Source organism: Ancylobacter lacus, from assembly GCF_018390635.1.
Classification (GTDB): Bacteria; Pseudomonadota; Alphaproteobacteria; order Rhizobiales; family Xanthobacteraceae; genus Ancylobacter; species Ancylobacter lacus.
On the sequence record NZ_JAHBGE010000042.1, the window covers coordinates 69,100 to 94,695 of the forward strand.

Genomic DNA, 25,596 nt, shown 5'->3' on the forward strand with positions numbered 1-25,596 from the left:
GCGGCGGTCGTGGCACGCGGCCGCGCCGCCGGCTCTCAGGCCGCGGCGGCCGGCTCCTCGCGCCGGCTGAACACGTCGGCGAGCCGGGCGCCGTCGCTGGCCCGCTCCAGCCGGAACCAGTGGTCGAGCCCGGCGGGGGTGGCGCGTTCTCCCATCAGCACCACGGCGATCGTATCGCCGATCTCGACATTGCCGTGGAACACGATGTCGCGTGCCGCCGTGGTGAGGCGGGGGCGGCCGAACAGCTCCCATTCCGCCCGGTCGACGAAGGCCTGGAACGACGCGAAGTAGAGGAAGTCGGCGCCGTTGAAATCCTGCGCCGGGCAGGGATTGATCGTCACCCGGCCGCGTTCGCGCCCCTCCGCCCGCACGAAGCCGAAATGGCCGTCCCAGTCGGGCGCCCGCAGCCGCGCCGCCAGCGCCGCCACCCCGCCGAATTCCGCCGCCGCGCCGGGCGGGGGAAACAGGTCGAGCGCCACCCGGGCGATGGAGCGGTTGCGGCCCGGCTCGCCACGCTTCACGAAGACCGAGGCCAGCTCCACCGTGCCCACCGCCTCGCCGTCGCGCGCGAGGCTGTGCAGGCTGGTGAACTGGGTGCGCGAGACCCGGGCGATGCGCGAGGCGAGGGTGAGCACGTCGTGCTCGCGCAGCCGGCCGAAGGCGGCCTCGCGCACGCTCACCCCGCAGAAGGCGGCGTAGCAGGGCGCGCCGTGCTCGTCGCGGAAATCGGGCACGGCCCGGCCGGCCAGCGCCGCCAGCATCTGCCAGTGGCGATGGCCCAGCTCCTTCAGCAGCCAGGTCTCGGCCAGTCCGCCGAGGCTGAGATGGGGCATGCCGAGCACGATGCGGCCGGCGGGGAGCGCCGGAGGGGCCCGTTCCAGCGCGGTCGCCGGGCTTTCGTCGGAACGCTCGCGCAGCGGCAGGGCGATGGTCATGCGGCGTGCCCCCGTGGGGTGGTGCGGACGCCGTTGCCCGTGTCGGCCAATCGCTCGGCCAATCCCTCGGCGATGCGCTCGGCGAGGAAGCCGGCGTCGCGGCCCACCGCCTCGAAGCGGCCGGAGCCCCAGGTGTTCAGCCAGGGCAGGCCGAGAAAATAGACGCCCTTCTGCTGCGTCACGCCGCGCCGGTGCTGCGGCCGCCCGGCGCCGTTGAACACCGGCACGTCCAGCCAGCCGAAATCGGGGCGGAAGCCGATGCACCACACGATCGAGCCGATGCCCGCCTCGGCAAGGTCGAGCCGCTCGCGTTCGGCGGCCGGCTGCCACACCGGCTCGTAGCGCGAGGGCGGCGGCGCGGCGATGCCGCGTTCCTCGATGAAGGCGTCGATGGCGGCGTTGATGCCGTTATAGGTGCCGTCGGCGTCGTCGAGCGCGCGGCCGAGGTTGGTGTCGAACACCAGCGACCCCCGGTCGAACCCGCGCAGCGCGCCGAACAGCTCCATGCCTTCGAGCGCGAAGCGGCGCAGGTCGATGTCGCGCCCGCCGTCGCGGCCGGTGACATAGTGGTTGGTGTTGTCGCGCACGCCCTCGCGCAGCGGGTGACGCTCCACCGGCATCTCGTAATAGCCCATCTCCGCCAGCCAGGCGACGACGTCGCGGCCGCGATAGAACCGGGCGCAGCGCGGCGCATGGCCCACCGCGAGGAAGACCTTGCGGCCCTCCAGATGCAGGTCCTCGGCGATCTGGGCGCCGGACTGGCCGGAGCCCACCACCAGCACCGCGCCGTCGGGAAGCTGGCCGGCGTTGCGGTAGTCGGCGGACTGCACCTGAAGGATCGTCTCCGGCAGCCGCTCGGCGAGGCGGGGCACGATCGGCTCGCGGTAGCCGCCGGAGCAGACCACCACCTGGTCGGCGGTGAAGGCGCCCGCCGAGGTGGCGACGGCATAGCCGCCCTCGGCACGCGGGGCGACCTTCAGCACCTCCACCCCCTCGCGGATCGGCGGGTTGACCTTGGCACGGAAGCCGGCGAGCCAGGCGAGGATCTCCTCCTTCTTCATGAAGCCTTCCGGCTCCGGCCCGGCATAGGGGTGGCCCGGCAGGTCGCACTGCCAGTTGGGGGTGACGAGGCAGAAATTGTCCCAGCGCTGGGTTTCCCACACATGCAGGGCGCGTTCCTTCTCCAGCACCAGATGGTCGATGCCGCGCTGCTGCAGGTGCCAGCTCATGGACAGGCCGGCCTGTCCGCCACCGACGACGATGACGGCATGGTGCGGGGTGGCGCCGGGGGGCGCGGATGCGTCGGTCATGGGTCGTCCTCCAGCGTCAGGCGTCGAAAGCTTCGACGGTCACGCGCGGTTCGGGAATGTCGGGGGCGTTCGCGGACGCTGCCTGGAAGCGGCGCCCGGCCGTTTCGATGCGGGCGAGCTGGCCCATGGCGCGGGAGCAGGGCATGCCGTAGCGCGCCTGCACCCGCTCGCTCGCGATGTTCAGCGCGGTGGCGCTGCGGGCCAGGAAGTCCGAAAGCGGGTAGCTCTCGCCGGGGGCGAAATAGTCCTTGATCACCAGCGAAGGCGAATAGCAGGCCTCGCGGGTGCCGTCGGGCCAGCGGATGTGGAAGACCATCTCAGGCATGCTGCAGCTCCGCGAGGCGCCGGTAGAGCGGGATATGGGCGAGGGCGGTGGCCTCCCAGTCGTGCCGGCGCGCCGCCCTCAGGCCGCGGGCCCGGAGGCTGGCGGCGAAATCCGTGCCCAGCGCCATGCCGATCGCGTTGGCGATGGAGGCCGGGCTTTCCGGGTTGCACCACGCCACCTCGTCGTCGCGCAGATGCTCGGTGAAGGGGGCGATGCGCGAGACCACGCAGGGCGTGCCGCTGGCCATCGCCTCCAGCACCACCAGCCCGAAGCCCTCGGTGAGCGAGGGAAAGGCCAGCACGTGGGCGAGGCGGTAGAGCGCGGGCATGTCGACCTGCGGCAGCGGTCCCGTTTCCAGCACGGCGGCGGCGGGCAGGCCGCTGCGGGCGAACGCCTCGGCGAAGCGGTCGCGGAAATCATGGTGGTCCAGCACCGAGGCGCCGCCGGCGATGACGAGCTGCGCCGTGGGATGCACGGCGTGGAGCTGGGCGAAGGCCTCCAGCAGCCGCACCGTGTTCTTGCGGGCCTCGACCCCGCCGACCGAGAGGATCACCGGGCCGCGCCCGAGGCCGAGTCGCGCGCGCAGCGCGGCGTCCTCCGGCGCGGGGCGGGCGCTGTAGCGGGAGGTGTCGACGCCGTTGCCCACCAGCGTCGGGGCGAGGCCATAGCGCTGCACCAGCTCGTCCCGCCACAGCCGGCTGACGACGAAATGCTCGCTGGCGGCGTGGATGGCCCGCTCCTGCAGCGCCAGCAGGCGCGGGTCGCGGAAGCTGTCGATGTGGTGCACGGTGCGGGCGAAGCGGTCGATGAGGCCGCGCCGCTTCAGGTCGGCCAGCGCATTGCCGGAGATGCCGTCCTGGGCGTGCCACACGTCGAAGCGGCGATGCGCCGCCACCTCGAAATGGCGGACATAGTCGGCCGCGCGCCGGCGCACCATCTCCGCCACGTCCGGCCCGGCGGGGGAGGCGGGCACGCCGACAACCTCGGTGAGGGTGGGGCGGAAGAAGCCGGTGCCGCGCGGATCGGGGGCGTGCACCACCGGCTCGTGCCCCAGACGCACCAGCGCGTCGGCGAGTTCCAGCGCGTGCACCACGCCGCCGCGCGGGTTGGTGGAATGGGTGAGGATGGCGATCCGCAGGGGGCGCGCCCGTTCCGGCCGCGCCCGGGGTGTCAGGGGGCCGTTCATGCCGCGTACTCCCGCTCGCCCGGGCCGCAGCCCAGCAGCACCTGCCGCTCGAAATCCCAGATCGTCTCGGTGGCGGTCCCGTCGGTGACGGTGACGGTCCGCGCCGAAGTCACCGCGCCGATATCGGCGGCGGCGATGCCCCGCCCGGCAAACAGGCCGAGCACGGCAGCGACGTCGTCCGGCCGCACCGAGAGGAGATAGCCGTAGCTCGGGAAGCTGGTGAGCCAGCGCAGCGGATCGGCGCCCGGCGGCGCGGGCACCGCGGCGAGATCGAGCGCGACGCCGACGCCGGAGCATTCCGCCAGCATGGCGGCGGTGCCGACCACCCCGCCCTGGCTGATGTCCTTCGCCGCCCGGCAGAGTCCGGCCTCGGCGAGGCGCGGCAGCAGCTCGAGGTCGCCCCGCAGCCGCTCGGCCGGGGCCTCGGTCGCCGCCTCCCAGTTGCTGAACGGCTCGCGGTAGCGGCCGCGCAGGTCGATGGCGGCGACAAGCCGCTCGCCGGGGCGGGCGTCGAACGAGGTGAGCAGCCGCTTCGCCCGGCCGAGAATGGCGACCGAGAGCTGGCCGCGATCGGTGCGGATGTTGGTGTGGCCGCCGACGATCGGCACGCCGAAGCGCTCCGCCGCCGCGCGCAGCCCGGCCAGCACCGGGGCGGCGCCGGCCTCGCCATCGGCCCACACCGCGTCCACCACGGCGAGCGGGCGCCCGCCCATGGCGGCGATGTCGGACAGGTTCACCATCACCCCGCACCAGCCGGCGAACCAGGGGTCGCCGGCGACGAACTCGTTCATGAAGCCTTCGATGGCCAGCAGCAGGAAGCCCTCGCCGTCGGGAATCGCCGCGCAGTCGTCGCCCACCGCCACCGCGCTCGCCGCGGAAAGGCCGAGCCGGGCGGTGGCAAGGCCGATATCGGCCTTGCCCGCCAGCGCCCGGCCGGCGCGCAGCCCGGCGGCGAGGCCGGCGAGATCGAACGGGGCGAGGACGCGGGCGCTCATGGCTCAGGCCGCCTTGCGGGAATGGGCGTGGAAGCCGGTTTCCGGCGCGCGGAAGGGCGGATAATGCGCGAGGTCCGCCTCCATGCGCAGGTGGGGGCGACCCAGCAGCTCGAACTCCCCGACCACGCGCCAGCGCATGCGGCGGAACAGCAGGCCGTTCTGGCTCTGCACATTGGCGAGGAAGCGGGTGCAGCCCCGGGCATGGGCGGAGGACACCGCAAGGCGGATGAGCGCGGGACCGATGGCGCCGACGCTGCGGTGGTCGGCGGCGACCGCGAGCCGCGAGCCCCACCACAGGCCGGGCGCCTCCTCGTGGATGCGCACGGTGCCGACCACGTCGCCCGGCGCCACCCCGAGATCGGACAGGGCGACGATGGGCGTGGCGATGTCGTCGATGCCGTCGCGGTCGTCACCCTCGAACAGGCCCTGCTCCTCGCAGAACACCCGGCGCCGCAGCCGGGCGGCGTCGCGCCGCTCCCAGCCCTCGGTGGCGTATTTCACCATGAAGGCGGCCGCGGTGAACGGCTTGAATGGTTCGAGGATCACGAGCAGGCCCTCCGTTCATAGGTCGAGAGCGCCGAGCAGGCCCCGCATTTGGCGCAGCCGGCCTTGGCGTCGATGGCCTTGAGACCGCTTGCAACCAGCATGCCGGACAGCGGGCCGAGGATGGCGTGCATGAAGGCGGGGGTGGGGGTCGGGTGGCTTTCCAGCGGGGTGCCGGAGATCGGCACGAAGGGCACGACGAAGGGATAGACGCCGAGGCCGACCAGCCGCTCGCAGGTGGCGAGGATGTCCTCGCGGCTGTCGCCGAGGCCGGCGAGGATGTAGGTCGACACCTGCCCGCGCCCGAACACCGGCACGGCGGCGGCGAAGGCCTCGAAATAGCGTTCCACCGAGACCTGCGCCTTGCCGGGCATGATGCGGTGGCGCACCGGCTCGGTGACGGCTTCCAGATGCATGCCGAGCGCGTCGGCGCCGGCGGTGCGCAGCCGGCCGAACCAGGCGTCGTCGTCGGGCGGCTCGCACTGGACCTGGATCGGCAGGTCCACCGCCGCCTTCACCGCCGCCGCGCTCTCGGCGAGGAGGGCGGCGCCGCGGTCGCGGCCGGGCGGGGTGCCGGTGGTCATCACCATGTGCTTCACGCCGTCGAGCTCCACCGCCGCCTTCGCCACCTCGGCGAGCTGCGCCGGGGTCTTGCGCTCGATGGTGCGGCCGGCGGCGAGCGACTGGCCGATGGCGCAGAACTGGCAGGTCTTGGTGCGGCTCTGGTAGCGGATGCAGCTCTGCAGCACGGTGGTGGCGAGCACGTCGCGCCCGTGCAGCACCGCGATCTTCGAGTAGGGAATGCCGTCTGCGGTGGTGAGGCCGTAGAATTTCGGCTGGAGCGGGAAGCTCACCTCGCCCAGCGCCAGCCCGTCGCGGCGGATGACGCTGCGGCCAAAGGCGTCCGGCTTCTCGACGAGATACGGGCTGTCGAAGGCGGGCGCGGTGTGGACCGGGACCATCACGGTCATGCCGTCGATGGTCATCGCCTTGTGGTCGGACGGCCCGGCGCCGCCGCGCCGGCTGTCGGCGCCCGCCTTCGGCTCAGCGAGCCGGACCCCGTAGGACTGCAACTCGTTGATCAGCCGCTCGGTCGGCAGCGGGGCCAGATCGGCGGTCGGCGCCATCGGTTTCATCGCGGTCGCTCCCTGTGGGGTCGGTCATGTCGGCGGGCACGGGGAAGGCGGTGTGGGGAAAGGCGGCGCTGGTGCGCATCGGCACGGCCGGCCGGTTGTCGAGCTGGAGGCCGAGCAGTTCCGGGCGGGCGTAATGGCCGACCGAATCCATCATCCGCTTGCGCTTGGTGATGAGGGCCATGTCGAGATCGGCGACCAGAATGCCCTCGCCCGAGGTGAGCGGCGGCACGAGGTGGCTGCCTTCCGGCGAGATGATCGCGGTCATGCAGCCGCCGCTGACGGCGCGGCGCAGCTTCTCGTCCGGGCAGACCCGGGCGACCTGTTCCTCGGTGAGCCAGCCGGTGGCGTTCACCACGAAGCAGCCGGATTCCAGCGCGTGGTGGCGGATCGTCACCTCGATCTGGTCGGCGAAGATCGGGCCGACCAGCGAGCCGGGAAACTGGGCGACGTGGATTTCCTCATGCTGCGCCATCAGGGCGTAGCGGGCGAGGGGATTGTAATGCTCCCAGCAGGCCAGCGCACCAACCCGGCCGACCGCGGTGTCGACCGCCTGCAGCCCGGCGCCGTCGCCCTGGCCCCAGATCATGCGCTCGTGGAAGGTGGGAGTGATCTTGCGGCGCTTCAGCTTCAGCGAGCCGTCGGCGTCGAAGACGAGCTGGGTGTTGTAGAGCGAGCCGTGGTCGCGCTCGTTGACCCCGAGCACGACCACCACGCCGAGGCGGCGGGCGCTCGCGGCGACCGCCTCCGTCGCCGGGCCGGGCACCACCACGGCGTTCTCATAGAGCCGGAGGTGCTCGGCGCCGGTGAGCACCGGCGGGAGGACGAAGGAGAAGTAGGGGTACCAGGGCACGAAGGTCTCGGGAAAGACCACGAGGCGCGCCCCCTTCGCCGCCGCCTCGTCCAGCGCCGCGAGGACGCGGGCGAGCGTGCCTTCGAGGCTGTCGAGGTCGGGCGCGATCTGCACCGCGGCGACCCGGACGATCCTTTTCTCGGTCATGGCGGCGTCTCCCTCCTTCCTCCCGCGCGGGGCTCAGACGGTCCAGGTGTGGAGCATGAAGGCGTCGTCGCGGCGGTGGAGCAAGATGATGTCCAGCACGTCGAGCGGGCTGATCGGGATGATGCCGGGGATCAGCGAGCCCTCGCCATGGCCGTACAGCGCCTGCAGCGCGAAGCGGCAGGCATAGACCTTGCCGCCTTCTTCCATGAACTTGGTGATCTGGTTGTTGAAGTTCTGGTGGCCGGGGAAAGCCTCGTCGCCGAGCTTGGGGAAGCCGCGCTGGAGGCCGAGGGTGACGCCCGGGCCGTAGAGCAGCACCGAGGTCTCGAAGCCCTTGCGCTGCAGGCGCAGCGCCTGGAGCATGTTGACGAGGCCGATCGACCCCTCGAAGGCGACGGTGTGGAAGGTGACCAGCGCCTTCTCGCCGGGGCCGGCCTTCACGTCCTCGAACTTCTTGTCTTCGTAGTCGACCAGAATGTCGCCCTTCTGATGGGCCGGCACGGTGACGGCAACCATGATGCTCTCCTCGGCTGAATGATGGGCGGCGTGCCGGTTGGCGACGGCGCATGCATTCAATAGGGCAATTGATTGCTTATGTAAAGCATCAATCTATCATCAATATGCAGTCAATAATATAGTCACTTCGCTCCGACGCCTGCCTGAATCCTGGCCGAATGTCGCGGTTCCATTCGCCGTCACGCCTGATGCTGCCTAAGTTCCATGCACATCCGGTCACAGCGTACCGCGGCCGCATCATTGAACCAGACGCAGCAAAACACGGACCACAGGTGACAAGACGGTGATGCAACATTATACAGTCAATTCCGTCGCCGGCCCCCGCCGGAGCGGAATCGACCGCCAAACCCGAGATTCGACCGCACCGCGCCATGGCCGACTGGATTCCCGACCTCTCCCGCAGCGACAAACCCCGCTACCTCGCCATCGCCGACCTCATCGCCGAGGATCTGAAGGCCGGGCGGCTGGCGGTGGGCGACCGGCTGCCGCCGCAGCGGCGCCTCGCCAAGGAGCTGGACATCGACTTCACCACCGTGGCGCGGGGCTATGTCGAGGCGCAGAAGCGCGGGCTCGTGGAGGCCCGGGTCGGGCAGGGCACCTTCGTCACCGCCATGCCGCGACCGGAGCGCCGCCCCGCCCACGCCCCGCGCCACGAGATCGTCGACCTCTCGATGAACCTGCCGCCGGAGCCCACCGACCCCGCGCTGATCGAGCGGATGCAGGAGGGGCTGGCGGAGGTGGGCCGCGACCTCGTCGCGCTGCTGCGCTACCAGGGCTTCGGCGGCTCGCCCGCCGACAAGGACGCCGCCTCGGCCTGGCTGAGCCGGCGCGCGCTGGTGCCGGCGCAGGAGCGCGTCTTCGTCACCCCCGGCGCCCATCCCGCCCTGCTCGGCATCTTCACCCTGCTGGCGAAGCCCGGCGACACCATCCTGTGCGAGGCGCTGACCTATCCCGGCGCGCGCTCCATCGCCGCCCAGCTCGGCCTGCGGCTGGTCGGTCTGCCGATGGACCGTGACGGCATCGACCCCGACGCCTTCGCCGATGCCTGCGTGCGCCTCGCGCCGAAGGCGATCTACCTCAACCCGACGCTCCAGAACCCCACGACCCTCACCATTCCCGAGGCCCGCCGCACCGCCATCGCCCAGGTCGCGCGCCACCACCATGTGCCGATCGTGGAGGATGACGCCTATGGCTTCATCCCCGCCCACGGGCTGCCGCCCTTCGCCGCGATCGCGCCGGACCTGACCTGGCATGTCGCCGGCCTCGCCAAATGCATCGGCGCCGGGCTGCGCGCGGCCTATGTCGTGGTGCCGGAGGCCAAGGCCGGCTGGCCCTTCGCCGCCGCGCTGCGGGCCGCCAACGTCATGGCCTCGCCGCTCACCGTCGCGCTCGCCACCCGCTGGATCGAGGACGGCACCGCCGACACGCTGCTGCGCTTCATCCGTGCGGAGAGCGCGGCGCGCCAGCAGATGGCGGCGCAGATCCTGCCGCCGGGCAGCTTCCGGGCCGATCCGCTGAGCTTCAATCTCTGGGTGGAGCTGCCGGAGCCGTGGACCCGCTCCGCCTTTGTCGGCCACATGCTCTCCACCGGCATCGGGGTGGTGGCGAGCGATGTCTTCGCCGCCGCCGGCACCCCGCCGGAAGCCGCCCGGGTCTGTCTCGGCGGGCCGGTGGACCGCGAGAAGGTGCGCGGCGCGCTGGAATACATGGCGCACGCGCTGGCCCATTCGCCGGAGGTGGCGTCGGCCTTCCTCTGAGGCGTTCTACATCCGCACGGTCTGGCCGCCATCGACGGTCAGCACATGGCCGTTGACGAAGGAGGCCCCGTCCGAGGCGAGGAAGACCGCCGCGGCGCCGATCTCCTCCGGCCGGCCCCAGCGCCCCACCGGCACGCGGATGTCGACGAAGCGGGAGAAATCCGCGTTCTCGACGAGGTGGCGGTTGGTCTCGGTGGCGAACATGCCCGGCGCGATGGCGTTGCTGGTGATGCCGAGCCGGCCATAATCCACCGCCAGCGCCCGCATCAGCCCGGTGAGCCCGGCCTTGGCGGCGGTATAGACCGGGTCCTCGCGATTGGCGACGTGGCCGGCGATCGAGGTGACGAAGATCAGCCGGCCATGGCTCTGGCCGGCCATGACATTGGCCACCTCCCGGCTCAGCAGCATCGGGCCGATGAGATCGGCCTCCAGCAGGGCGCGGGCCTCCGGCTCCTCGAAGGCGGCGAGCGGCCGACGGTCGCGGGCGCCGACATTGTTCACCAGAATGTCGAGGCGGCCATGGCGCAGCACGATGTCCGCCACCGCTGCCCGGCCGGCCTCGATGTCGGCGATGTCGAAGGCCGCGATGTCGACGGCGGGGCCTTCCTCCCGGGCGAGCGCCTCCGCCGCGGCGGTGAGCCGGCCGGCGTCGCGGCCGGTGATGACCACCCGGGCGCCCGCCTGACGCAGCGCCTTCGCCATCTCGAAGCCGAGGCCGCGACCGGCCCCGGTGACGAGGGCGACGCGGCCGGTGAGGCGGAACGGGGCGGGGATGGCGTCGCTCATGCGCTCGGGTCTCTCGGTGGCAATTGCCGGCACAATGGACCGGCCACCCGCCGGGCGCCACCCGATCCCGCGCCTGGCCTGCCGCGTGTCCTGCCGCGTGTCCTGCCGCCTCACCCGGCCGCCTCGCCCGCCGCCTGGCTCGGCCGGCCCGCCGGCCGCGGTGACTCTGCGGCGCTTGACGATCGGCGGCCGGCTCTGTACCAAACGGTACAAACTTGAACGGACGGTACACAGATGCGCCGCTACATCCATCGCCACCAGCCCCCCCACAAGCCTCACGTCGCGCTGCTGGCGGGCCTCGGCGCGCTGGTCGCCATCGGCGTCACCGGGGCGCTGTCGGTCCATGCCGGCGTGCCGCTCCTCATCGCGCCGTTCGGGGCAAGCTGCGTGCTGCTGTTCTCGGTGCCGAATTCGCCGCTGTCCCAGCCGGCGAACGTGATCGGCGGCCATGTGCTGGCGACGGCGGTGGCGCTGGCGCTGCACACCGTGCTGCCGGCGGAGTGGTGGGCCACCGCGATCGCGGTCGGGGCGGCCATCGCGGCCATGGCCATCGCCCGCGTCACCCACCCGCCGGCGGGTGCCGACCCTATCCTCGTCTTCGCCATCGCCCAGCCGCAGTGGAGCTTCCTGCTGGTGCCGGTTCTGGCGGGCGCGGTGGTGCTGGTGGTGGTGGCGAGCGTCTATCACCGCCTCACCGGCACGCAATATCCGCTGCACCCCACGCCCTGAGGCGGCCATGGCGCGGGTCGTCGCCGAACGGGAGGATATCTTGCCCGCGCTCGGGGAGCTGTTCCGCGAATGCGGCTATGAGGGCGCCAGCCTCGCCCGCATCTCCGCCCGCACCGGCCTCGGCAAGGGCAGCCTCTACCACTTCTTCCCCGGCGGGAAGGACGAGATGGCGGAGGCCGTGCTCGCCGAGATCGATGGCTGGTTCGAGACCCGCATCTTCGCCCCGCTGCGCGAGGGGCGCGGCCGGGCGGGCGACGATCCCGCCCCGCCGCTTCCCGCGATGTTCGATGCGGTGGACGCCTATTTCCGTTCCGGCCGCCGCGCCTGCCTGATCGGCGCCTTCGCCCTCGGCCAGACCCGCGAGCGCTTCGCTTGCCGGATCGACGGTTATTTCCGCCGCTGGCGCGACGCCCTGGCGGTGGCGCTGGCGCGCGAGGGCTTCCCCCGCGATGAGGCGGCCGCCCTCGCCGAGGAGGTGGTGGTGGCCATACAGGGCGCCATCGTCCTCGCCCATGCGCTGGACGATGCCGCCGTCTTCACCCGCACGCTGGATCGCCTGCGCGCCCGCTGCCGCCGGTAGGCCGCCCCGGGAGCTGTCTCCCGGGCCGGTGCCGGGCGCTCAGTCCGGCAGCTTGCGCACCGCGCCCTTGTCGGCGGAGGTGGCGAAGGCGGCATAGGCCTTCAGCGCGGTGGTGACGTTGCGCTGGCGCGGCTGGGCCGGGCGCCAGCCGGCGGCGTCCTGCGCGGCGCGGCGCTGGGCAAGCTCCTCTTCCGACACCACCAGCGAGATGGTGCGGTTGGGGATGTCGATGGCGATGGTGTCGCCCTCGCGCACCAGCCCGATCGTGCCGCCATTGGCCGCTTCCGGCGAGACATGGCCGATGGACAGGCCCGAGGTGCCACCGGAGAACCGCCCGTCGGTGATCAGGGCGCAGGCCTTGCCGAGCCCTTTCGACTTCAGGTAGCTCGTGGGGTAGAGCATCTCCTGCATGCCGGGGCCGCCCTTGGGCCCCTCGTAGCGGATGACGACCACGTCGCCCGCCTTCACCTCGTTGCCGAGGATGGCTTTCACCGCGGCGTCCTGGCTCTCATAGACCTTGGCCGGGCCGGTGAACTTCAGGATGCTCTCGTCGACGCCCGCGGTCTTCACGATGCAGCCGTCCAGCGCGAGGTTGCCCTTCAGCACCGCGAGTCCGCCATCCTTGGAGAAGGGGTGCTCCACCGAGCGGATGACGCCGTTCTGCCGGTCGGTGTCCAGCTCGTCCCAGCGCGAGCTCTGGCTGAAGGCGACCTGGGTCGGCACCCCGCCGGGCGCGGCGCGGAAGAACTCGCGCACGCTCTCGCTGCCGGTGCGGGTGATGTCCCAGCGGTCGATCGCCTCACCGAGCGAGGCGGCGTGGACGGTCGGGCAGTCGCGGTTGATGAGGCCGCCGCGGTCGAGCTCGCCGAGGATCGACATGATGCCGCCGGCACGGTGGACGTCTTCCATGTGGACGTCGCTCTTGGCGGGCGCGACCTTGGACAGGCACGGCACCTTGCGGGAGAGCCGGTCGATGTCGTCCATGGTGAAGTCGACCTCGCCTTCATAGGCGGCGGCGAGGATGTGCAGCACCGTGTTGGTGGACCCGCCCATCGCGATGTCGAGCGCCATCGCGTTCTCGAACGCCTGCTTGGAGGCGATGGCGCGCGGCAGCACGCTGGCGTCGTCCTGCTCGTAATGGCGGCGGGTGATGTCGACGATGAGGTGGCCGGCCTCGACGAACAGCCGCTTGCGGTCGGCGTGGGTGGCGAGCGTCGAACCGTTGCCGGGCAGGGAGAGGCCGAGCGCCTCGGTGAGGCAGTTCATCGAGTTGGCGGTGAACATGCCGGAGCAGGAGCCGCAGGTCGGGCAGGCCGACCGCTCGATCACCTTCACATCCTCGTCGGAGACCCGCTCGTCGGCGGCGGCGACCATGGCGTCCACCAGGTCCAGCGCCACCTTCTTGCCGTGGAGCACGACCTTGCCGGCCTCCATCGGGCCGCCCGAGACGAACACCGTAGGGATGTTGAGGCGCAGCGAGGCCATCAGCATGCCGGGGGTGATCTTGTCGCAGTTGGAGATGCAGACCATGGCGTCGGCGCAGTGCGCGTTGACCATGTACTCCACGCTGTCGGCGATGAGTTCGCGCGACGGCAGCGAATAGAGCATGCCGTCATGGCCCATCGCGATGCCGTCGTCGACCGCGATGGTGTTGAATTCCTTGGCGACGCCGCCCGCCTGCTCGATCTCCCGCGCGACGAGCTGGCCGAGGTCCTTCAGGTGCACGTGGCCGGGCACGAACTGGGTGAAGGAGTTCACCACGGCGATGATCGGCTTGCCGAAGTCGCCGTCCTTCATGCCGGTGGCGCGCCAAAGTCCGCGGGCGCCGGCCATGTTGCGGCCATGGGTGGTGGTACGCGAGCGATAGGCGGGCATGGGGCGTCTCCGGGCTTTCTCGGTCGTGCGCGCATATGCGCCCGGCGGGCCCGGATGCGCAACACCCTGTTTGAACGGTTACAGCCTCGTGAGCCGGTTCAGATCGCCCCGGGCAGCGGGACGTCGTGGAAATAGCGCTTGGCGTGCTCGTAGAAGGCGGCCGGGGCGAAGGACAGGCTGTGCCCGGCGCGGACCATGAGGCCGAAGCGGTTGGCCGGCAGGCCGTAATCCTCCAGTGGCTGGAACACCAGCTCGCCGTTCAGCAGCTCGTTCTGGGCGCCGATCGGCGTCATGACCGAGACATGGCGGCCCAGCCGCGCCAGTTCCACCAGCATGCGGATCGAGTCGACCTCGACGAGCGGGGGTGCGAACGGGCTGGCATGCCGCAGGAAAGGCTCGATCACCTCGCGGATCGACAGTTCCGGGCGGGCCACCGCCAGCGGATGGGCCATGCAGGTGGCAAGCGTCAGCCGCGGCTCGGCGGCCAGCGGGTGGTCCGGCCGCATCAGGACGCCGATGCGGACGTCGCGGCGCACCGCGACCTCGACGAGCGGTGGCGGGCGGGTCACGAAGCCGAGGCCAATGTCCACCTGATCCTCGACCAGCAGCGCCTGGATCTCGGTCGAGGCGCAGATCCTGACATCCACCGAGAGCCGTGGATGGGCCTGGGTGAAGGCCACCACCAGTCCCGGCAGGAAGGAGAGCCCGACGCTTTCCACGCTGGCGATGCGGACGGAGCCGGTCTTCAGCCCCCGCAGCAGGTCCAGCTCCGCCACCGCCGCCTCCAGCGGCGCGGTGAGGCGGCGGACCTGGCGGTAGAGGATTTCGCCGGCGGGGGTGAGGGTCAGCCGCCGGGTCTCGCGCTGGAACAGGGCGAGGCCGAGCGCATCCTCGAGCTGGGTCACCTGCCGGGTGACGGCGGAGGAGGCGACGTTCAGCCGGCGTGCTGCCTCCCGGATCGACAGGCATTCGGCAACGGCGCTGAAATAGATGACGCCGGGCTGGTGAAACACCCGCGCCAGGTGCGCCGGCGACAGGGCGTGGTCGCGCGGCCGCGCCGGTGCTGTGGTCGGAGAATATATCGATTTTTCCGGTAAAATAGAACCGTTTTCTTCCCAGCTTTTCTTGGTGCCGCTCTTGGCGGGGCGCGGCGGCTCACGTTTGGTCATGCTGCAGAATCCGGCCGCAATGCTGCCGAACAGGCAGCGGTACGCTCTCCAATCTCGAATATCATGCGGCGCATCAGTCGTTAAGATGCCAGCATGAGGTTGCCTCGGCCGGGGGCGCAGACGATTCGTAAGGGGACCGACATGCCGCTCATCCGCAACAGCTACGGCAAGGGCCGGGTGCGCATCATGCGGGTCCGTCGCGATTCCGAGCGGCACGAGGTGCGCGAGCTGAGCGTCCGGGCGATGCTGGCCGGCGCCTTCGAGGCGTCCTACACCGTGGGCGACAATTCCGCGGTCATCGCCACGGACACGATCAAGAACATCGTCAACATCGTCGCCCGCGACAATGTCGGGCTGGAGAACGAGGATTTTGCCGGTGCCCTCGCCAGCTATTTCCTCGACCGCTACGCCCATGTCGACCGGGTGGAGATCACCGCCAGCGAGACACGGTGGGCGCGGCTGCTGGTCGATGGCGCGGAGCACGACCACGCCTTCCTGCGCGACGCCAACGGCCACCCCACGGTGAAGCTCACCGCCACGCGGGAGGCGCGCTCCCTGGTTTCCGGCATCGAGGGTTTCACCGTCCTCAAGACCACCGCCTCCGGCTGGGAGAACTACTGGAAGGACGAGGCGACCACCCTGAAGCCGACCGCCGACCGGCTGTTCGCCACCAGCATGGATGCGAGCTGGCGCTGGTCCGCCACCCCGGCCTCCTGGCCCGACGCCAACCGGGCGGTGCTCGACGCGGCGTTGAAGGTGTTCGCCGGCACCTACAGCCCCGGCGTGCAGAACACCATGTACCTCATGGGCGAGGCGGTGCTGGCGGCGGTACCGGAGATCGCCGAGATCTCCATGGCCTGCCCCAACAAGCACTACCTGCCGATCGACCTCTCGCCCTTCGACCGTGCCTTCGACGGGCAGGTCTTCACCCCCACCGACGAGCCGCACGGCCAGATCGAATGCACGGTCGGTCGATGAGGCGCGGAGAGCGAGGGGCCGGGTGATGGATCTTCATTCGGTCGAGGCGGTCAGCCGCCCGCGCTCTCGCAGCGAGCTGGGCCCGCCGGTTCCGGGCGAGGCGCTGCTTGCCGGCGGCACCTGGCTGTTCTCCGAGCCGCAGCCCTCCGTCCGCCGGCTGGTCGACCTGACGGCGCTGGGCTGGGAGCCGATCCGCGTCACGCCGGAGACGGTCAGCATCGCCGCGACCTGCACCATCGCCGAACTCGCGGCATTCCGGGCGCCGGATCAGTGGCGGGCGGCGGGGCTGATCGGGCTGTGCTGCCGGTCCTTCCTGGCGTCCTTCAAGATCTGGAACACCGCCACGGTGGGCGGCAACATCTGCATGGGCCTGCCGGCCGGCCCGATGATCTCGCTCGCGGCGGCGCTCGACGGCGAGGTGGTGATCTGGGCCCGCGACGGCGGCGAGCGCCGGATGCGGGTGGTCGATTTCATCCATGGCCCGCTCGACGTGGAACTGGCGGAAGGCGAGGTGGTGCGCAGCATCGAACTGCCGGTCCATGCCTTTCACCGTCGCTGCGCCTTCCGCCGGGCCTCGCTCTCCGCGCTGGGGCGCTCGGGCGTTCTGGTCATCGGCACGTGGGCCAATCACCGCCTCATCCTGACGGTGACCGCCGCCACCCGCCGCCCGGTCCAGATCCGGTGCGTCGGCTTTCCCACCCCGGACGAACTGGCGCTGCGGTTGATCGAGGACATCCCCACCTCGCTCTATTACGACGACGTCCATGGCCGGCCGGAATGGCGCCGCCACCTCACCCGTGAATTCGCGCTGGAAATACGCGACGAGCTGCAGCGGGGTATGTCGTGAGGCTGCTTGTCAACGGACGGGAGCAGGAGGCTGCGCCGCGCGCCGGGCAGTGCCTGCGCACGCTGCTGCGCGAACTCGGCTGGTTCGGGGTGAAGAAGGGGTGCGATGCGGGAGATTGCGGCGCCTGCACCGTGCATCTGGACGGCCATCCCGTCCATTCCTGCCTGGTGCCGGCCTTCCGCGCCGAAGGCCGCGCGGTGACGACGATCGAGGGGCTCGCCGCTGCCGACGGGACGCTCCACCCCGTGCAGCGCGCCTTCCTGAACGCGCAGGGCTTCCAGTGCGGCTTCTGCACGGCCGGCATGGTGATGACCGCCGCGGCGCTGGACGAGGAGCGGAAGGGCGATCTGTGCGCCGCGCTCAAGGGCAATCTCTGCCGCTGCACCGGCTATCGCGCCATTGCCGACGCCGTCGCCGGCACCTGCCATGCCGAAGGCGGCCAGCCGGGCGATGCGATCGGCCGCAGCATTCCCGCGCCCGCCGGGCCGGGCATCGTCACCGGCCGCGCCCGCTTCACCATGGACATCGCGCCCGACGGTGCCCGGGCGGGCATGCTCCACATGAAGCTGCTGCTCTCCCCCCACGCCAGCGCCCGCATCCAGGGCATCGACACCAGCGCCGCGCTCGCGGTGCCGGGCGTGGTGGCCGTGCTGACCCATGCCGATGCCCCGGCGACCCTGTTCTCCACCGCGCGCCACCACTGGCCGACCGACGATGTGGACGATACCCGCGTTCTCGACGACGTCGTCCGCTTCGTCGGCCAGCGCGTGGCGGCGGTGGTCGCCACCTCCGAGGCGGCGGCCGAGGCCGGGCGCGACCGGGTGGGGGTGGAGTACGAACTCCTGCCGGCGGTGTTCGATCCCGAGCGGGCGATGCGCCGGGGCGCGCCTCGGGTGCACGACAAGCCGCGCTCGAGCCGCATCGCCAATGCCCGCCGCAACATCTGCGCCGAAGTCCACGGCGAGGTGGGCGATGTCGAGCGGGGCCTTGCCTGTGCCGATGTGACGGTCGAGGAGACCTATGAGCTCCAGCGCGTCCAGCACGCCCATCTCGAGACGCATGGCGCGATCGGCTGGCTCGACGAGGAGGGCCGCCTCACCATCCGCACCAGCTCGCAGACGCCCTTCCTCACCCGCGATGCCCTCGCCAGCCTGTACGCATTGCCGCGCGAGCGGGTGCGCGTCATCACCGAACGGGTGGGCGGCGGCTTCGGCGGCAAGCAGGAGATGCTGGTCGAGGACATCGTCGCGCTGGCCGTGCTGAAGACCGGCCGCCCGGTGACGCTGGAGCTGACGCGGGCCGAGCAGTTCGCCGCCACCACCACCCGTCACCCCATGCGGATCACGGTGCGGGCAGGCGCCAGCCGCGACGGCACGCTGACCGCGCTCGCGCTGCGGATCGTCTCCAACACCGGGGCCTATGGCAATCACGGCCCCGGCGTGCTGTTTCACGGCAGCAACGAGTGCCTGACGCTGTACCGCTGTCCGAACAAGCGGGTGGACGGCTTTGCCGTCTATACCCACACCCCGCCGGCCGGCGCGTTCCGCGGCTATGGCCTGAGCCAGACCATCTTCGCCGTCGAATCGGCGCTGGACGAACTGGCGCGCTCGCTTGGCATGGATCCCTTCCACTTCCGGCGCCGCAACATGGTCCGTCCCGGCGATCCGCTGGTCGCCCATCACGCGGATGCCGACGACGACACGGTGATCGGCAGCTATGGCCTCGACCAGTGCCTCGATGTCGTCGAGCGCGAGCTGTTCGCGGCGGCCCCGACGCCGATGGGCGAGGACTGGATGGTGGGGCGCGGCGTGGCGGCGGCGATGATCGACACCATCCCGCCACGCGGCCATGTCGCGGAATGCCGGCTGTCGCTGGCGCCCGACGGCCGCTTCGAGCTGCGCACCGGCACGGCGGAATTCGGCAACGGCACCACCACGGTTCACGCCCAGTTCGTCGCCGGCCTGCTGGCGACCACCACGGACCGGCTGCGCATCCTCCAGTCGGACACCGATCATGTCGGCCACGACACCGGCGCCTACGGCTCCACCGGCACGGTGGTGGCGGGGGAGGCGACGCGGCGGGCGGCGCTGGCGCTGGGGGAGCAGCTTCGCCAGATTGCCGCGGACCATGTCGGGGTCCCTCCCGGCGAGGTGCGGCTGGCGGACCATGGCGTGCGCGCCGGCGAGCGCCATCTCGGCTTTGCCGAACTGGCGGCGCTCGCGGCGGGGGAGCCGGCGCGGCTGGTGGCGGATGGGCGGGCGGACGGCACCCCCCGTTCGGTCGCCTTCAACGTGCAGGGCTTCGAGGTCGCGGTGCACCGGCGCTACGGCGAGATCCGCATCCTGCGCAGCGTCCATGCCGCCGATGCGGGAGTGGTGATCAACCCCATGCAGTGCCGCGGCCAGATCGAGGGCGGGGTCGCGCAGGCGCTCGGCGCCGCGCTGCACGAGGAAATCCTGCTGGACGCCGAAGGGCGCATCACGAACGGCACGTTCCGCGGCTACCGCATCCCCGCCTTCGCCGACGTGCCGGTCACGGAGGTGCATTTCGCCCGGACGACCGACGCTGTCGGTCCTCTCGGCGCCAAGTCGATGAGCGAAAGCCCCTACAATCCGGTGGCGCCGGCGCTGGCCAACGCGATTTTCGACGCGACCGGCGTGCGGGTGCGCGCCACCCCGATCAAGGCCGACCGGCTGTTCGCCGCGCTGGCGGAACGCCGCACCCGCGAGACGGAGATGCCGAAATGAGCCGGCTGACGCTCGACACCCTGAACACCCTCGACCGCGCGGGTTTTGTCGCCGCGCTCGACGGCATCTTCGAACATGCGCCGTGGGTGGCGGCCGATGCCCATGGCGCCGGCCCGTTCCGCACCGTGGCGGAGCTGCACGAGGCGCTCACCGCCGCGGTGGCGGCCCGGCCGGAGGCGGAGCGCGTCGCCTTCGTCGCCGCCCACCCCGACCTCGCGGGCAAGGCGGCGCGGGCCGGCGATATGGCGCCGGCCTCGGTGAGCGAGCAGGCCGGGCTGGGTCTCGATCGGCTCTCCGACGCCGAATATGAGCGTTTCGAGCGCCTGAACGCCGCCTACCGCGCCCGTTTCGGCTTTCCCTTCGTCATCTGCGTGCGGCGGGTGACGCGCGATGTGCTGCTGGACAGCTTCGAGCGCCGGCTCGCCCATGAGCGGGATGTCGAGCTGGCGCGGGCGCTGGCCGAGATCGGCCTGATAACCCGGCTTCGGCTGGTGGAGCGGGTGGAGGGCCCCGGCATGCCCCGGACCGCCGGGCGGCTTTCCACCCACGTTCTCGACACCCACCGGGGGGCGCCGGCCGCGGGCGTGCGGGTGCGGCTGTTTGAGGTGGGCCGTTCCGCCCGGGCCCTGCTGGCCGAGGCGGTGACCAATGCCGACGGCCGCACCGACGCGCCGCTGCTGGGTGGCGGGCCGCTGCGGGCCGGCCGCTATGAGCTCGTCTTCCATATCGGGGCCTATTTCGCCGGCCGGGGCCTCGACCTGCCCGAGCCCGCCTTCCTCGACGAGGTGCCGCTCCGCTTCGGCATCGCCGAGCCGGAGGGGCACTACCACGTGCCCCTCGTCTGCACGCCGTGGAGCTATTCCACCTATCGCGGGAGCTGATTGGCGGCGGGCGGGCCGGGGTCAGGCCTTGTCCATCTCCTCCAGCGCGCCGATCGATTCCGGCAGCACCTGCCCGCCGTCGATCACCATGCCCTGGCCGGTGATGTAGCCGGCCTCCTCGCTGGCGAAGAACAGCGCGGCATTGGCGATGTCGGCGACGCTGCCGAGCTTGCGCATCGGGATCGAGGCGGTCATCGCCGCCATGTACTCCGGCCCGGCGCCTTCCAGCCCCTCGGTCAGGATGTTGCCGGGCATCACCGCGTTGACCGTGATGTTCCACGGCGCCAGCTCGATGGCGGCGGTGCGCATGAAGCCCATCTGCCCGGCCTTGGAGGCGCCGTAATGGGTCCAGCCGGGATAGCCGGTGATCGGGCCGGTGATGGAGGAGGTGAGGACGATCCGCCCCTTCTTCGCCGCCTTCATCGCCGGCAGCACCGCCGAGACCGAGAGGAAGGTGCCCTTCAGGTTCACGCCGATGACATGGTCGAAATCCGCCGCCGTCATCTGGCCGAGCCGGGCGGCGGGGAAGATGCCGGCATTGGCGCAGAGCACGTCGATGCGGCCATAGCGCTCCAGCGCCGCCGCCGCCATGGCCTCGCTGTCCTCCGGGCTGGAGACGTCGGCGGCGAAGGCGGAGGCGTTGGGGCCGATCTCGGCGGCCACCTTCTCGGCGTCGGCGAGGGTGCGGCTCACCACCAGCACGTTGAGCCCGGCGGCGCCGAAGCGCAGCGCGATGCCGCGCCCGATACCCTTGCTGGCGCCGGTGACGATGACGGTCTTGCCTTCGAGCGAGGTGAACATGCGATCCGGTTCCCTGATATGCCGCGCGTTCGACCCCGGCCGGATTGCCGAAGAAACAGGCTGCCGCGCTTTTCAGCAGCGTGCGATGCCAGTTTGATGTTGTAAAGCCCAAACCGATATGATGGGCTTGCAACAGAACTCCAACATTGCCCCACAGGCGCAGGCACGTCATGGCCCTTGATCCCGAACGCGACGAGGTCGACCGCCGCGACCCGCTGGCCGAGGGCGGTGCCGGGCGCCGGGCCGCGCGGCTGTCGAAAGCGGCGCGGCAGGAGCGCATCCTCGCCGGCATGCGGGGTTCGGCGACGCTGCGGGTGGGCGATCTCGCCGCCGATCTCGACGTGTCGACCGAGACGATCCGGCGCGATCTCCACGAGCTGCAGGAGCGCGGCCTGCTCAGCCGGACCTATGGCGGGGCGGTGCCTCCCCTTGCCGGCGAGCCCTCGGTGAGCGAGCGGCACGGGCTCAGCGTACCGGAACGCGAGGCGATCGCGGCGGCGGCCGCGGCCTTTCTGCGTCCCCGCGAGGTCGTCGCCATCGGCGCCGGCGCCACCACGACCCATGTCGCCCGGCGGGTCGCCGCCACCTGCCGGGACCTCACCGTCATCACCCATTCCTTCTCGGTCGCGGCGGCGCTGGGCGCCAATCCGACCGTCGAGGTCATCATGTGCCCGGGCCGCTACAACGCCCGCGAGGGCATGATGGTGGGGGCGGAAACCCTTGATTTCCTTCAGTCCTACCATGTGAACCGGGCGATTCTCGGCGTCTCCGGCCTGACCCCGGAGGGGCTTGCCGACGCCGAGGCGCCGGCGGCCTGGGTCTACAAGGCGATGATGAACCGGGCGGCGGAGACCCTCATCGTCGCCGACCACGCCAAGTTCGACGTGCCGGCGCTGGCGATCTGGGCCCGCATCCCGGATATCCGGCGCCTCGTCACCGACCGCGCGCCGGAGGGCGCGCTCGGCCGCGCGCTGGAGCGGGGCCAGGTCGAGATCACGATAGCGTAGCGTCAAGATGAAGCGACCCGAACGGCGACGAATCCGCCGGCCGGGCGAAGGACAGGAGAGTATCATGTGGCAGCAGCGGCCCGCCGATGAGCGGATCGAGCTCGACATCCAGGGTTTCAAGATCGTCACCTACTCCTATGGGCGTGGTGACGAAGTGGTGTTCCTGCTGAATGGCGGGCCGGGGCTTCCCTGCGACTATCTGCGCGACGCCCACATCTTCCTCGCCGATCGCGGCTACCGCGTGGTGACCTTCGACCAGCTCGGCTGCGGCGCCTCCGACCGGCCGAGCGACCCGGCGCTGTGGGACATCGGCCGCTATGTCGCGGAAACCGAGGCGGTGCGGCAGGCGCTGGGGCTCGGCACGGTGCATCTGCTGGGCCATAGCTGGGGCGGCTGGCTCGCCATCGACTACGCGCTGACCCACCCGGAAGCCTTGAAAACGCTGATTCTCGAGGACACGGTCGCCGACATGCCCCACCTCGCCCAGGAGCTGGAGCGGCTGCGTTCGGCGCTGGGCCCGGAGACGGTGGCGATGATGCTGGCGCACGAGGCCGCCGGCACCTACGACCACCCCGAATATCTCGCCGCCGTCACCCTGCTGAACTACCGCCATGTCTGCCGGCTGGCGCAGTGGCCGGCGCCCATCCTCGCCTCGCTGAACGACTGGAACATGGCGCCCTACATGGCGATGCAGGGGCCTAACGAGTTCCTCTATATCGGCAATCTGAAGGACTGGAACCGTGTGCCGGACCTCCACCGCATCACGGTGCCGACCTTCATCACCGTCGGCCGGCACGACGAACTGACCCCCGCCTGCGCCCGCCGCATGCGGGAGAACATCCCCGGTTCCGAGCTGGTGGTGTTCCCCAATTCCAGCCACATGCCCTTCTACGAGGAGCCCCATCTCTACGAGCCGGCGCTGCTCGGCTTCCTCGCCCGCCATGCGCCCGTCCCCGGCAACGGAGCCTGAATCATGGTGACCGATCGGTGCGGTGAGGTGGACGATGCGGCCGAAAAGACCGGCCCGCAGGCCGGTGCGGCCGAGGCGGCCGGGCCGATGTATGACGAGGCCTTCCTCGCCCGGCTCGGCGCCGGCCTCGCCGCCGCCCTGCCACGCTGGGGGCTGGGAGAGGGTACCCGGATCCGCCTCCTCACCATCTCCGAGAACGCGACCTTTCTGGCGCAGGATCCGGCCGACGGGCGGGAGCTGGTGTTCCGGGTCCACCGGCCCGGCTACCACAGCCGCGAGGAGATCGCCTCCGAGCTCGCCTGGATCACCGCGCTCGGGGCGGAGGGGATCGTCGCCACCCTGTCGCCGCTGCCCCAGCGGGACGGCACCCTGATCGCCGACATCCACGATGGCGAGGCCGCGCGCCATGCGGTGGCCTTCGCCCGGCTGCCGGGGCGGGAGCCGGCGGAAGGGGAGGACCTGCCGCGCTGGTACCGTGAGCTCGGTGCCATCAACGCCCGGTTGCACGACCATGCCCGCCGCTGGCCGCGCCCGCCCGGTTTCACCCGCAAGCGCTGGGACTACGACGCCATGCTCGGCGCGGTGAAGCTGTGGGGGGACTGGCGCGCCGGGCTCGGGCTCGACGCCGCCGGCCGGGCGGTGCTGGAGCGCACCGACGCGGTGCTGCGGGCGCGGCTCGCGGCCTATGGCACCGGGCCGGACCGCTTCGGCCTCGTCCATGCCGACATGCGGCTCGCCAACCTGCTGGTGGACGGCGACACGCTCTCGGTCATCGACTTCGACGATTGCGGCTTCTCCTGGTTTCTCTACGACTTCGCCGCCGCCATCAGCTTCTACGAGCACGAGCCCTACATTCCCGCGCTTCAGGCCGCCTGGATCGAGGGCTACCGCAGCGTGGCGCCGCTCTCCGACGCGGAGTGCGCCATCCTGCCGGTCTTCATCATGCTGCGGCGGATGCTGCTGACCGCGTGGATCGCCTCCCATGCCGAGACGCCGACCGCGCAGGCGCTGGGCGAGGGCTACACCCACGGCACGGTGATGCTGGCCCGCCGATTCCTTGCCGAACACGCCGGGGAGGCGCTCTGATGGCCGCGATCACGCCGGAGAAGACCGAGATCCTCGCCCTCAACGCCTTTGGCGAGGCCGCCACCACCGGCCTGCCGGGCGATGTCGCCGCGCTGGTGGAGCGCCGCCGCCGCGCCTTCGGGGCGGGCTCGGTGCTGTTCTACGAGGAGCCGCTGCATCTGGTGCGGGGCGAGGGCGCCTTCCTCCACGCCTCGGACGGGCGGGCCTATCTCGATTTCTACAACAACGTCCCGACCGTCGGGCACTGCCACCCCCGCGTGGTGGAGGCGGTGCGCCGGCAGGTCGGCGCGCTCAACATCCATTCGCGCTACCTGTTCGACGTCGCCCACGACTATGCCGAGGCGCTGCTGGCGAGCTTTCCCCCCGCGCTCTCCAACCTCGTGCTGGCCTGCACCGGCAGCGAGGCCAACGACGTCGCCCTGCGCATCGCCCGCACCGCGACCGGGGCGCGCGGCGTCATCGTCACCGAGACCGCCTATCACGGCAACACCGCCGCGGTGACGGAGGTCTCGCCCTCCTCCTACCGCCGCGGCGCGCCGCCGCCCTTCATCCGCACCGTGCCGGCGCCGGACCCGGCGGTGTATGGCGAGGAGGTCGGAGCGGGCTTCGCCGCTGCCGTCGCCGCCGCCGCCGCGGCGCTGGCGGCGGAAGGGCACGGCGTCGCCGCGCTGCTGGTCGACACCATCTTTTCCTCCGACGGGGTCTATGCCGACCCGCCCGGCTTCCTCGCCGGGGCGGTGGCGCAGGTGCGGGCGCAGGGCGGGCTCTTCATCGCCGACGAGGTGCAGCCCGGCTTCGGCCGCACCGGGGCGGGGCTCTGGGGCTTCTCCCGCCACGGGCTGGTGCCGGACATCGTCACCCTGGGCAAGCCGATGGGCAATGGCTACCCCATCGCCGGGGTGGTGACGCGGCCGGCGCTGCTCGCCGCGCTCTATGAGGAATTCGGCTATTTCAACACCTTCGCCGCCAGCCCTGTGGCCACCGCGGCGGCGCTGGCGGTGCTGCAGGCGATCGAGGAGGACGGGCTCGTCGCCAATGCCGCAGCGGTGGGCGCGCATCTGAAGGCCCGGCTCGCCGCCCTGCCGGCGCCGGTGGCGGCGGTGCGCGGGGCGGGGCTCTATCTCGGGGTGGAGCTCCGGGTGGAGGGGGAGCCGGCGCCCGGCCACGCCCGCCACGCCATCAACGCGCTGAAGGAACGCGGCCTCCTCATCGGCGCCGCCGGCCGCCACGGCAACGTGCTGAAGATCCGCCCCCCGCTCTGCGTGAGGCAGGACCACGCCGACCGGCTGGCGGACGCGCTGGGCGCGGTGCTGGCGGGGCGAGGGGGGATTTGAGTGCGCTTATCCCTTTATAGAGAAAATCCGCTATAAAGGGATAAATTCCTTATATACCCCGACTCCGTAGAATCCCGGCAAATAGCTGCGAAGGCTTGCGGAATCG

The 25,596-nt window shown here is 71.3% G+C and carries 24 protein-coding genes; 11 read left to right on the plus strand and 13 right to left on the minus strand.

Annotation, left to right across the window (positions count from 1 at the left end; genetic code table 11):
* Positions 1 to 35: 35 nt before the first annotated feature.
* The 9 genes from KHC27_RS08755 to KHC27_RS08795 are packed head-to-tail and all read right to left on the minus strand — an operon-like array spanning position 36 to position 7,943.
* Entirely contained in the window at positions 36 to 935 is a 900-nt protein-coding gene (locus KHC27_RS08755; protein ID WP_213337879.1) for a Pnap_2097 family protein, read from the minus strand.
* On the minus strand, positions 932 to 2,245 hold the full coding sequence (locus KHC27_RS08760; protein WP_213337881.1) for an MSMEG_0569 family flavin-dependent oxidoreductase: 1,314 nt from the start codon (positions 2,243 to 2,245) through the stop codon (positions 932 to 934). Before KHC27_RS08760 ends, KHC27_RS08755 begins: the two co-directional genes overlap by 4 nt.
* A gap of 16 nt (positions 2,246 to 2,261) precedes the next feature.
* Complete coding sequence (locus tag KHC27_RS08765) at positions 2,262 to 2,570, minus strand: MSMEG_0570 family nitrogen starvation response protein (RefSeq protein ID WP_213337883.1); 309 nt, start codon at positions 2,568 to 2,570, stop codon at positions 2,262 to 2,264.
* A complete protein-coding gene (locus KHC27_RS08770) occupies positions 2,563 to 3,756 on the minus strand; it encodes an MSMEG_0565 family glycosyltransferase (protein WP_213337885.1) in 1,194 nt (397 codons plus the stop codon). Before KHC27_RS08770 ends, KHC27_RS08765 begins: the two co-directional genes overlap by 8 nt.
* Complete coding sequence (locus KHC27_RS08775; RefSeq protein WP_213337887.1) at positions 3,753 to 4,751, minus strand: sll0787 family AIR synthase-like protein; 999 nt, start codon at positions 4,749 to 4,751, stop codon at positions 3,753 to 3,755. The genes KHC27_RS08770 and KHC27_RS08775 overlap by 4 nt, the downstream gene beginning before the upstream one ends.
* A gap of 3 nt (positions 4,752 to 4,754) precedes the next feature.
* Complete coding sequence (locus KHC27_RS08780; protein ID WP_213337901.1) at positions 4,755 to 5,297, minus strand: MSMEG_0567/Sll0786 family nitrogen starvation N-acetyltransferase; 543 nt, start codon at positions 5,295 to 5,297, stop codon at positions 4,755 to 4,757.
* Positions 5,294 to 6,430 (minus strand): MSMEG_0568 family radical SAM protein, encoded by a 1,137-nt coding sequence (locus KHC27_RS08785; RefSeq protein WP_425514868.1) that lies wholly within the window; start codon positions 6,428 to 6,430, stop codon positions 5,294 to 5,296. The genes KHC27_RS08780 and KHC27_RS08785 overlap by 4 nt, the downstream gene beginning before the upstream one ends.
* Positions 6,339 to 7,427 (minus strand): Nit6803 family nitrilase, encoded by a 1,089-nt coding sequence (locus tag KHC27_RS08790; RefSeq protein WP_213337914.1) that lies wholly within the window; start codon positions 7,425 to 7,427, stop codon positions 6,339 to 6,341. Before KHC27_RS08790 ends, KHC27_RS08785 begins: the two co-directional genes overlap by 92 nt.
* A gap of 33 nt (positions 7,428 to 7,460) precedes the next feature.
* On the minus strand, positions 7,461 to 7,943 hold the full coding sequence (locus KHC27_RS08795; protein ID WP_213337916.1) for an MSMEG_0572/Sll0783 family nitrogen starvation response protein: 483 nt from the start codon (positions 7,941 to 7,943) through the stop codon (positions 7,461 to 7,463).
* 371 nt (positions 7,944 to 8,314) lie between these two features.
* Here KHC27_RS08795 and KHC27_RS08800 point away from each other — a divergent pair, with 371 nt between their 5' ends.
* Positions 8,315 to 9,700 (plus strand): aminotransferase-like domain-containing protein, encoded by a 1,386-nt coding sequence (locus KHC27_RS08800; protein WP_213337918.1) that lies wholly within the window; start codon positions 8,315 to 8,317, stop codon positions 9,698 to 9,700.
* A 6-nt stretch (positions 9,701 to 9,706) separates the two neighbouring features.
* Here KHC27_RS08800 and KHC27_RS08805 read toward each other — a convergent pair whose 3' ends face one another.
* A complete protein-coding gene (locus KHC27_RS08805; protein WP_213337920.1) occupies positions 9,707 to 10,486 on the minus strand; it encodes an SDR family oxidoreductase in 780 nt (259 codons plus the stop codon).
* 234 nt (positions 10,487 to 10,720) lie between these two features.
* Between KHC27_RS08805 and KHC27_RS08810 the strand changes: the two genes are divergently transcribed.
* Positions 10,721 to 11,215, plus strand: a complete 495-nt coding sequence (locus KHC27_RS08810) for an HPP family protein (protein WP_213337922.1) — start codon at positions 10,721 to 10,723, stop codon at positions 11,213 to 11,215.
* Between the two features lie 7 nt (positions 11,216 to 11,222).
* The gene (locus KHC27_RS08815) at positions 11,223 to 11,795 is read left to right on the plus strand and encodes a TetR/AcrR family transcriptional regulator (protein WP_213337929.1); all 573 of its coding nucleotides are present in this window, start codon (positions 11,223 to 11,225) and stop codon (positions 11,793 to 11,795) included.
* A gap of 39 nt (positions 11,796 to 11,834) precedes the next feature.
* Here the strand turns inward: KHC27_RS08815 and ilvD are convergent, their stop codons facing one another.
* Positions 11,835 to 13,670 (minus strand): dihydroxy-acid dehydratase, encoded by a 1,836-nt coding sequence (ilvD, locus tag KHC27_RS08820; protein ID WP_213337931.1) that lies wholly within the window; start codon positions 13,668 to 13,670, stop codon positions 11,835 to 11,837.
* A 98-nt stretch (positions 13,671 to 13,768) separates the two neighbouring features.
* The gene (locus KHC27_RS08825; RefSeq protein WP_213337933.1) at positions 13,769 to 14,839 is read right to left on the minus strand and encodes a LysR family transcriptional regulator; all 1,071 of its coding nucleotides are present in this window, start codon (positions 14,837 to 14,839) and stop codon (positions 13,769 to 13,771) included.
* Between the two features lie 141 nt (positions 14,840 to 14,980).
* Here KHC27_RS08825 and pucL point away from each other — a divergent pair, with 141 nt between their 5' ends.
* The 4 genes from pucL to uraD are packed head-to-tail and all read left to right on the plus strand — an operon-like array spanning position 14,981 to position 20,292.
* The gene (gene pucL, locus KHC27_RS08830; RefSeq protein WP_213337935.1) at positions 14,981 to 15,817 is read left to right on the plus strand and encodes a factor-independent urate hydroxylase; all 837 of its coding nucleotides are present in this window, start codon (positions 14,981 to 14,983) and stop codon (positions 15,815 to 15,817) included.
* Positions 15,818 to 15,842: 25 nt separating this feature from the next.
* Positions 15,843 to 16,664 (plus strand): FAD binding domain-containing protein, encoded by an 822-nt coding sequence (locus tag KHC27_RS08835; RefSeq protein ID WP_213337937.1) that lies wholly within the window; start codon positions 15,843 to 15,845, stop codon positions 16,662 to 16,664.
* Positions 16,661 to 19,411: a molybdopterin cofactor-binding domain-containing protein gene (locus KHC27_RS08840; RefSeq protein ID WP_213337952.1), complete on the plus strand. Its 2,751-nt coding sequence runs from the start codon at positions 16,661 to 16,663 to the stop codon at positions 19,409 to 19,411. Before KHC27_RS08835 ends, KHC27_RS08840 begins: the two co-directional genes overlap by 4 nt.
* Positions 19,408 to 20,292, plus strand: a complete 885-nt coding sequence (uraD, locus tag KHC27_RS08845) for a 2-oxo-4-hydroxy-4-carboxy-5-ureidoimidazoline decarboxylase (protein ID WP_213337955.1) — start codon at positions 19,408 to 19,410, stop codon at positions 20,290 to 20,292. Before KHC27_RS08840 ends, uraD begins: the two co-directional genes overlap by 4 nt.
* A gap of 21 nt (positions 20,293 to 20,313) precedes the next feature.
* Here the strand turns inward: uraD and fabG are convergent, their stop codons facing one another.
* Entirely contained in the window at positions 20,314 to 21,093 is a 780-nt protein-coding gene (fabG, locus tag KHC27_RS08850; protein ID WP_213337957.1) for a 3-oxoacyl-ACP reductase FabG, read from the minus strand.
* Between the two features lie 170 nt (positions 21,094 to 21,263).
* On the opposite strand from fabG, the gene KHC27_RS08855 reads away from it, so the two are divergent.
* From KHC27_RS08855 to KHC27_RS08870, 4 genes are all read left to right on the plus strand, one after another.
* Positions 21,264 to 22,100 (plus strand): DeoR/GlpR family DNA-binding transcription regulator, encoded by an 837-nt coding sequence (locus KHC27_RS08855; RefSeq protein ID WP_213337959.1) that lies wholly within the window; start codon positions 21,264 to 21,266, stop codon positions 22,098 to 22,100.
* A gap of 64 nt (positions 22,101 to 22,164) precedes the next feature.
* Entirely contained in the window at positions 22,165 to 23,070 is a 906-nt protein-coding gene (locus tag KHC27_RS08860; RefSeq protein WP_213337961.1) for a proline iminopeptidase-family hydrolase, read from the plus strand.
* An 87-nt stretch (positions 23,071 to 23,157) separates the two neighbouring features.
* Positions 23,158 to 24,156, plus strand: a complete 999-nt coding sequence (locus KHC27_RS08865) for a phosphotransferase enzyme family protein (RefSeq protein ID WP_213337995.1) — start codon at positions 23,158 to 23,160, stop codon at positions 24,154 to 24,156.
* Complete coding sequence (locus KHC27_RS08870; protein WP_213337963.1) at positions 24,156 to 25,490, plus strand: aspartate aminotransferase family protein; 1,335 nt, start codon at positions 24,156 to 24,158, stop codon at positions 25,488 to 25,490. Before KHC27_RS08865 ends, KHC27_RS08870 begins: the two co-directional genes overlap by 1 nt.
* The last annotated feature ends 106 nt before the right edge of the window (positions 25,491 to 25,596 follow it).

Bases quoted from the DNA above. Each gene is read 5' to 3' on its own strand.
- KHC27_RS08765 (WP_213337883.1), bottom strand. From the start codon at position 2,570: ATGCCTGAGATGGTCTTCCACATCCGCTGGCCCGACGGCACCCGCGAG.
- KHC27_RS08760 (WP_213337881.1), bottom strand. From the start codon at position 2,245: ATGACCGACGCATCCGCGCCCCCCGGCGCCACCCCGCACCATGCCGTC.
- KHC27_RS08775 (WP_213337887.1), bottom strand. From the start codon at position 4,751: ATGAGCGCCCGCGTCCTCGCCCCGTTCGATCTCGCCGGCCTCGCCGCC.
- ilvD (WP_213337931.1), bottom strand. From the start codon at position 13,670: ATGCCCGCCTATCGCTCGCGTACCACCACCCATGGCCGCAACATGGCC.
- KHC27_RS08870 (WP_213337963.1), top strand. From the start codon at position 24,156: ATGGCCGCGATCACGCCGGAGAAGACCGAGATCCTCGCCCTCAACGCC.
- KHC27_RS08825 (WP_213337933.1), bottom strand. From the start codon at position 14,839: ATGACCAAACGTGAGCCGCCGCGCCCCGCCAAGAGCGGCACCAAGAAA.
- KHC27_RS08810 (WP_213337922.1), top strand. From the start codon at position 10,721: ATGCGCCGCTACATCCATCGCCACCAGCCCCCCCACAAGCCTCACGTC.
- KHC27_RS08795 (WP_213337916.1), bottom strand. From the start codon at position 7,943: ATGGTTGCCGTCACCGTGCCGGCCCATCAGAAGGGCGACATTCTGGTC.
- KHC27_RS08815 (WP_213337929.1), top strand. From the start codon at position 11,223: ATGGCGCGGGTCGTCGCCGAACGGGAGGATATCTTGCCCGCGCTCGGG.
- KHC27_RS08835 (WP_213337937.1), top strand. From the start codon at position 15,843: ATGGATCTTCATTCGGTCGAGGCGGTCAGCCGCCCGCGCTCTCGCAGC.
- KHC27_RS08785 (WP_425514868.1), bottom strand. From the start codon at position 6,430: ATGAAACCGATGGCGCCGACCGCCGATCTGGCCCCGCTGCCGACCGAG.
- KHC27_RS08865 (WP_213337995.1), top strand. From the start codon at position 23,158: ATGTATGACGAGGCCTTCCTCGCCCGGCTCGGCGCCGGCCTCGCCGCC.
- KHC27_RS08770 (WP_213337885.1), bottom strand. From the start codon at position 3,756: ATGAACGGCCCCCTGACACCCCGGGCGCGGCCGGAACGGGCGCGCCCC.
- pucL (WP_213337935.1), top strand. From the start codon at position 14,981: ATGCCGCTCATCCGCAACAGCTACGGCAAGGGCCGGGTGCGCATCATG.
- KHC27_RS08755 (WP_213337879.1), bottom strand. From the start codon at position 935: ATGACCATCGCCCTGCCGCTGCGCGAGCGTTCCGACGAAAGCCCGGCG.
- fabG (WP_213337957.1), bottom strand. From the start codon at position 21,093: ATGTTCACCTCGCTCGAAGGCAAGACCGTCATCGTCACCGGCGCCAGC.
- KHC27_RS08860 (WP_213337961.1), top strand. From the start codon at position 22,165: ATGTGGCAGCAGCGGCCCGCCGATGAGCGGATCGAGCTCGACATCCAG.
- uraD (WP_213337955.1), top strand. From the start codon at position 19,408: ATGAGCCGGCTGACGCTCGACACCCTGAACACCCTCGACCGCGCGGGT.
- KHC27_RS08800 (WP_213337918.1), top strand. From the start codon at position 8,315: ATGGCCGACTGGATTCCCGACCTCTCCCGCAGCGACAAACCCCGCTAC.
- KHC27_RS08855 (WP_213337959.1), top strand. From the start codon at position 21,264: ATGGCCCTTGATCCCGAACGCGACGAGGTCGACCGCCGCGACCCGCTG.
- KHC27_RS08805 (WP_213337920.1), bottom strand. From the start codon at position 10,486: ATGAGCGACGCCATCCCCGCCCCGTTCCGCCTCACCGGCCGCGTCGCC.
- KHC27_RS08790 (WP_213337914.1), bottom strand. From the start codon at position 7,427: ATGACCGAGAAAAGGATCGTCCGGGTCGCCGCGGTGCAGATCGCGCCC.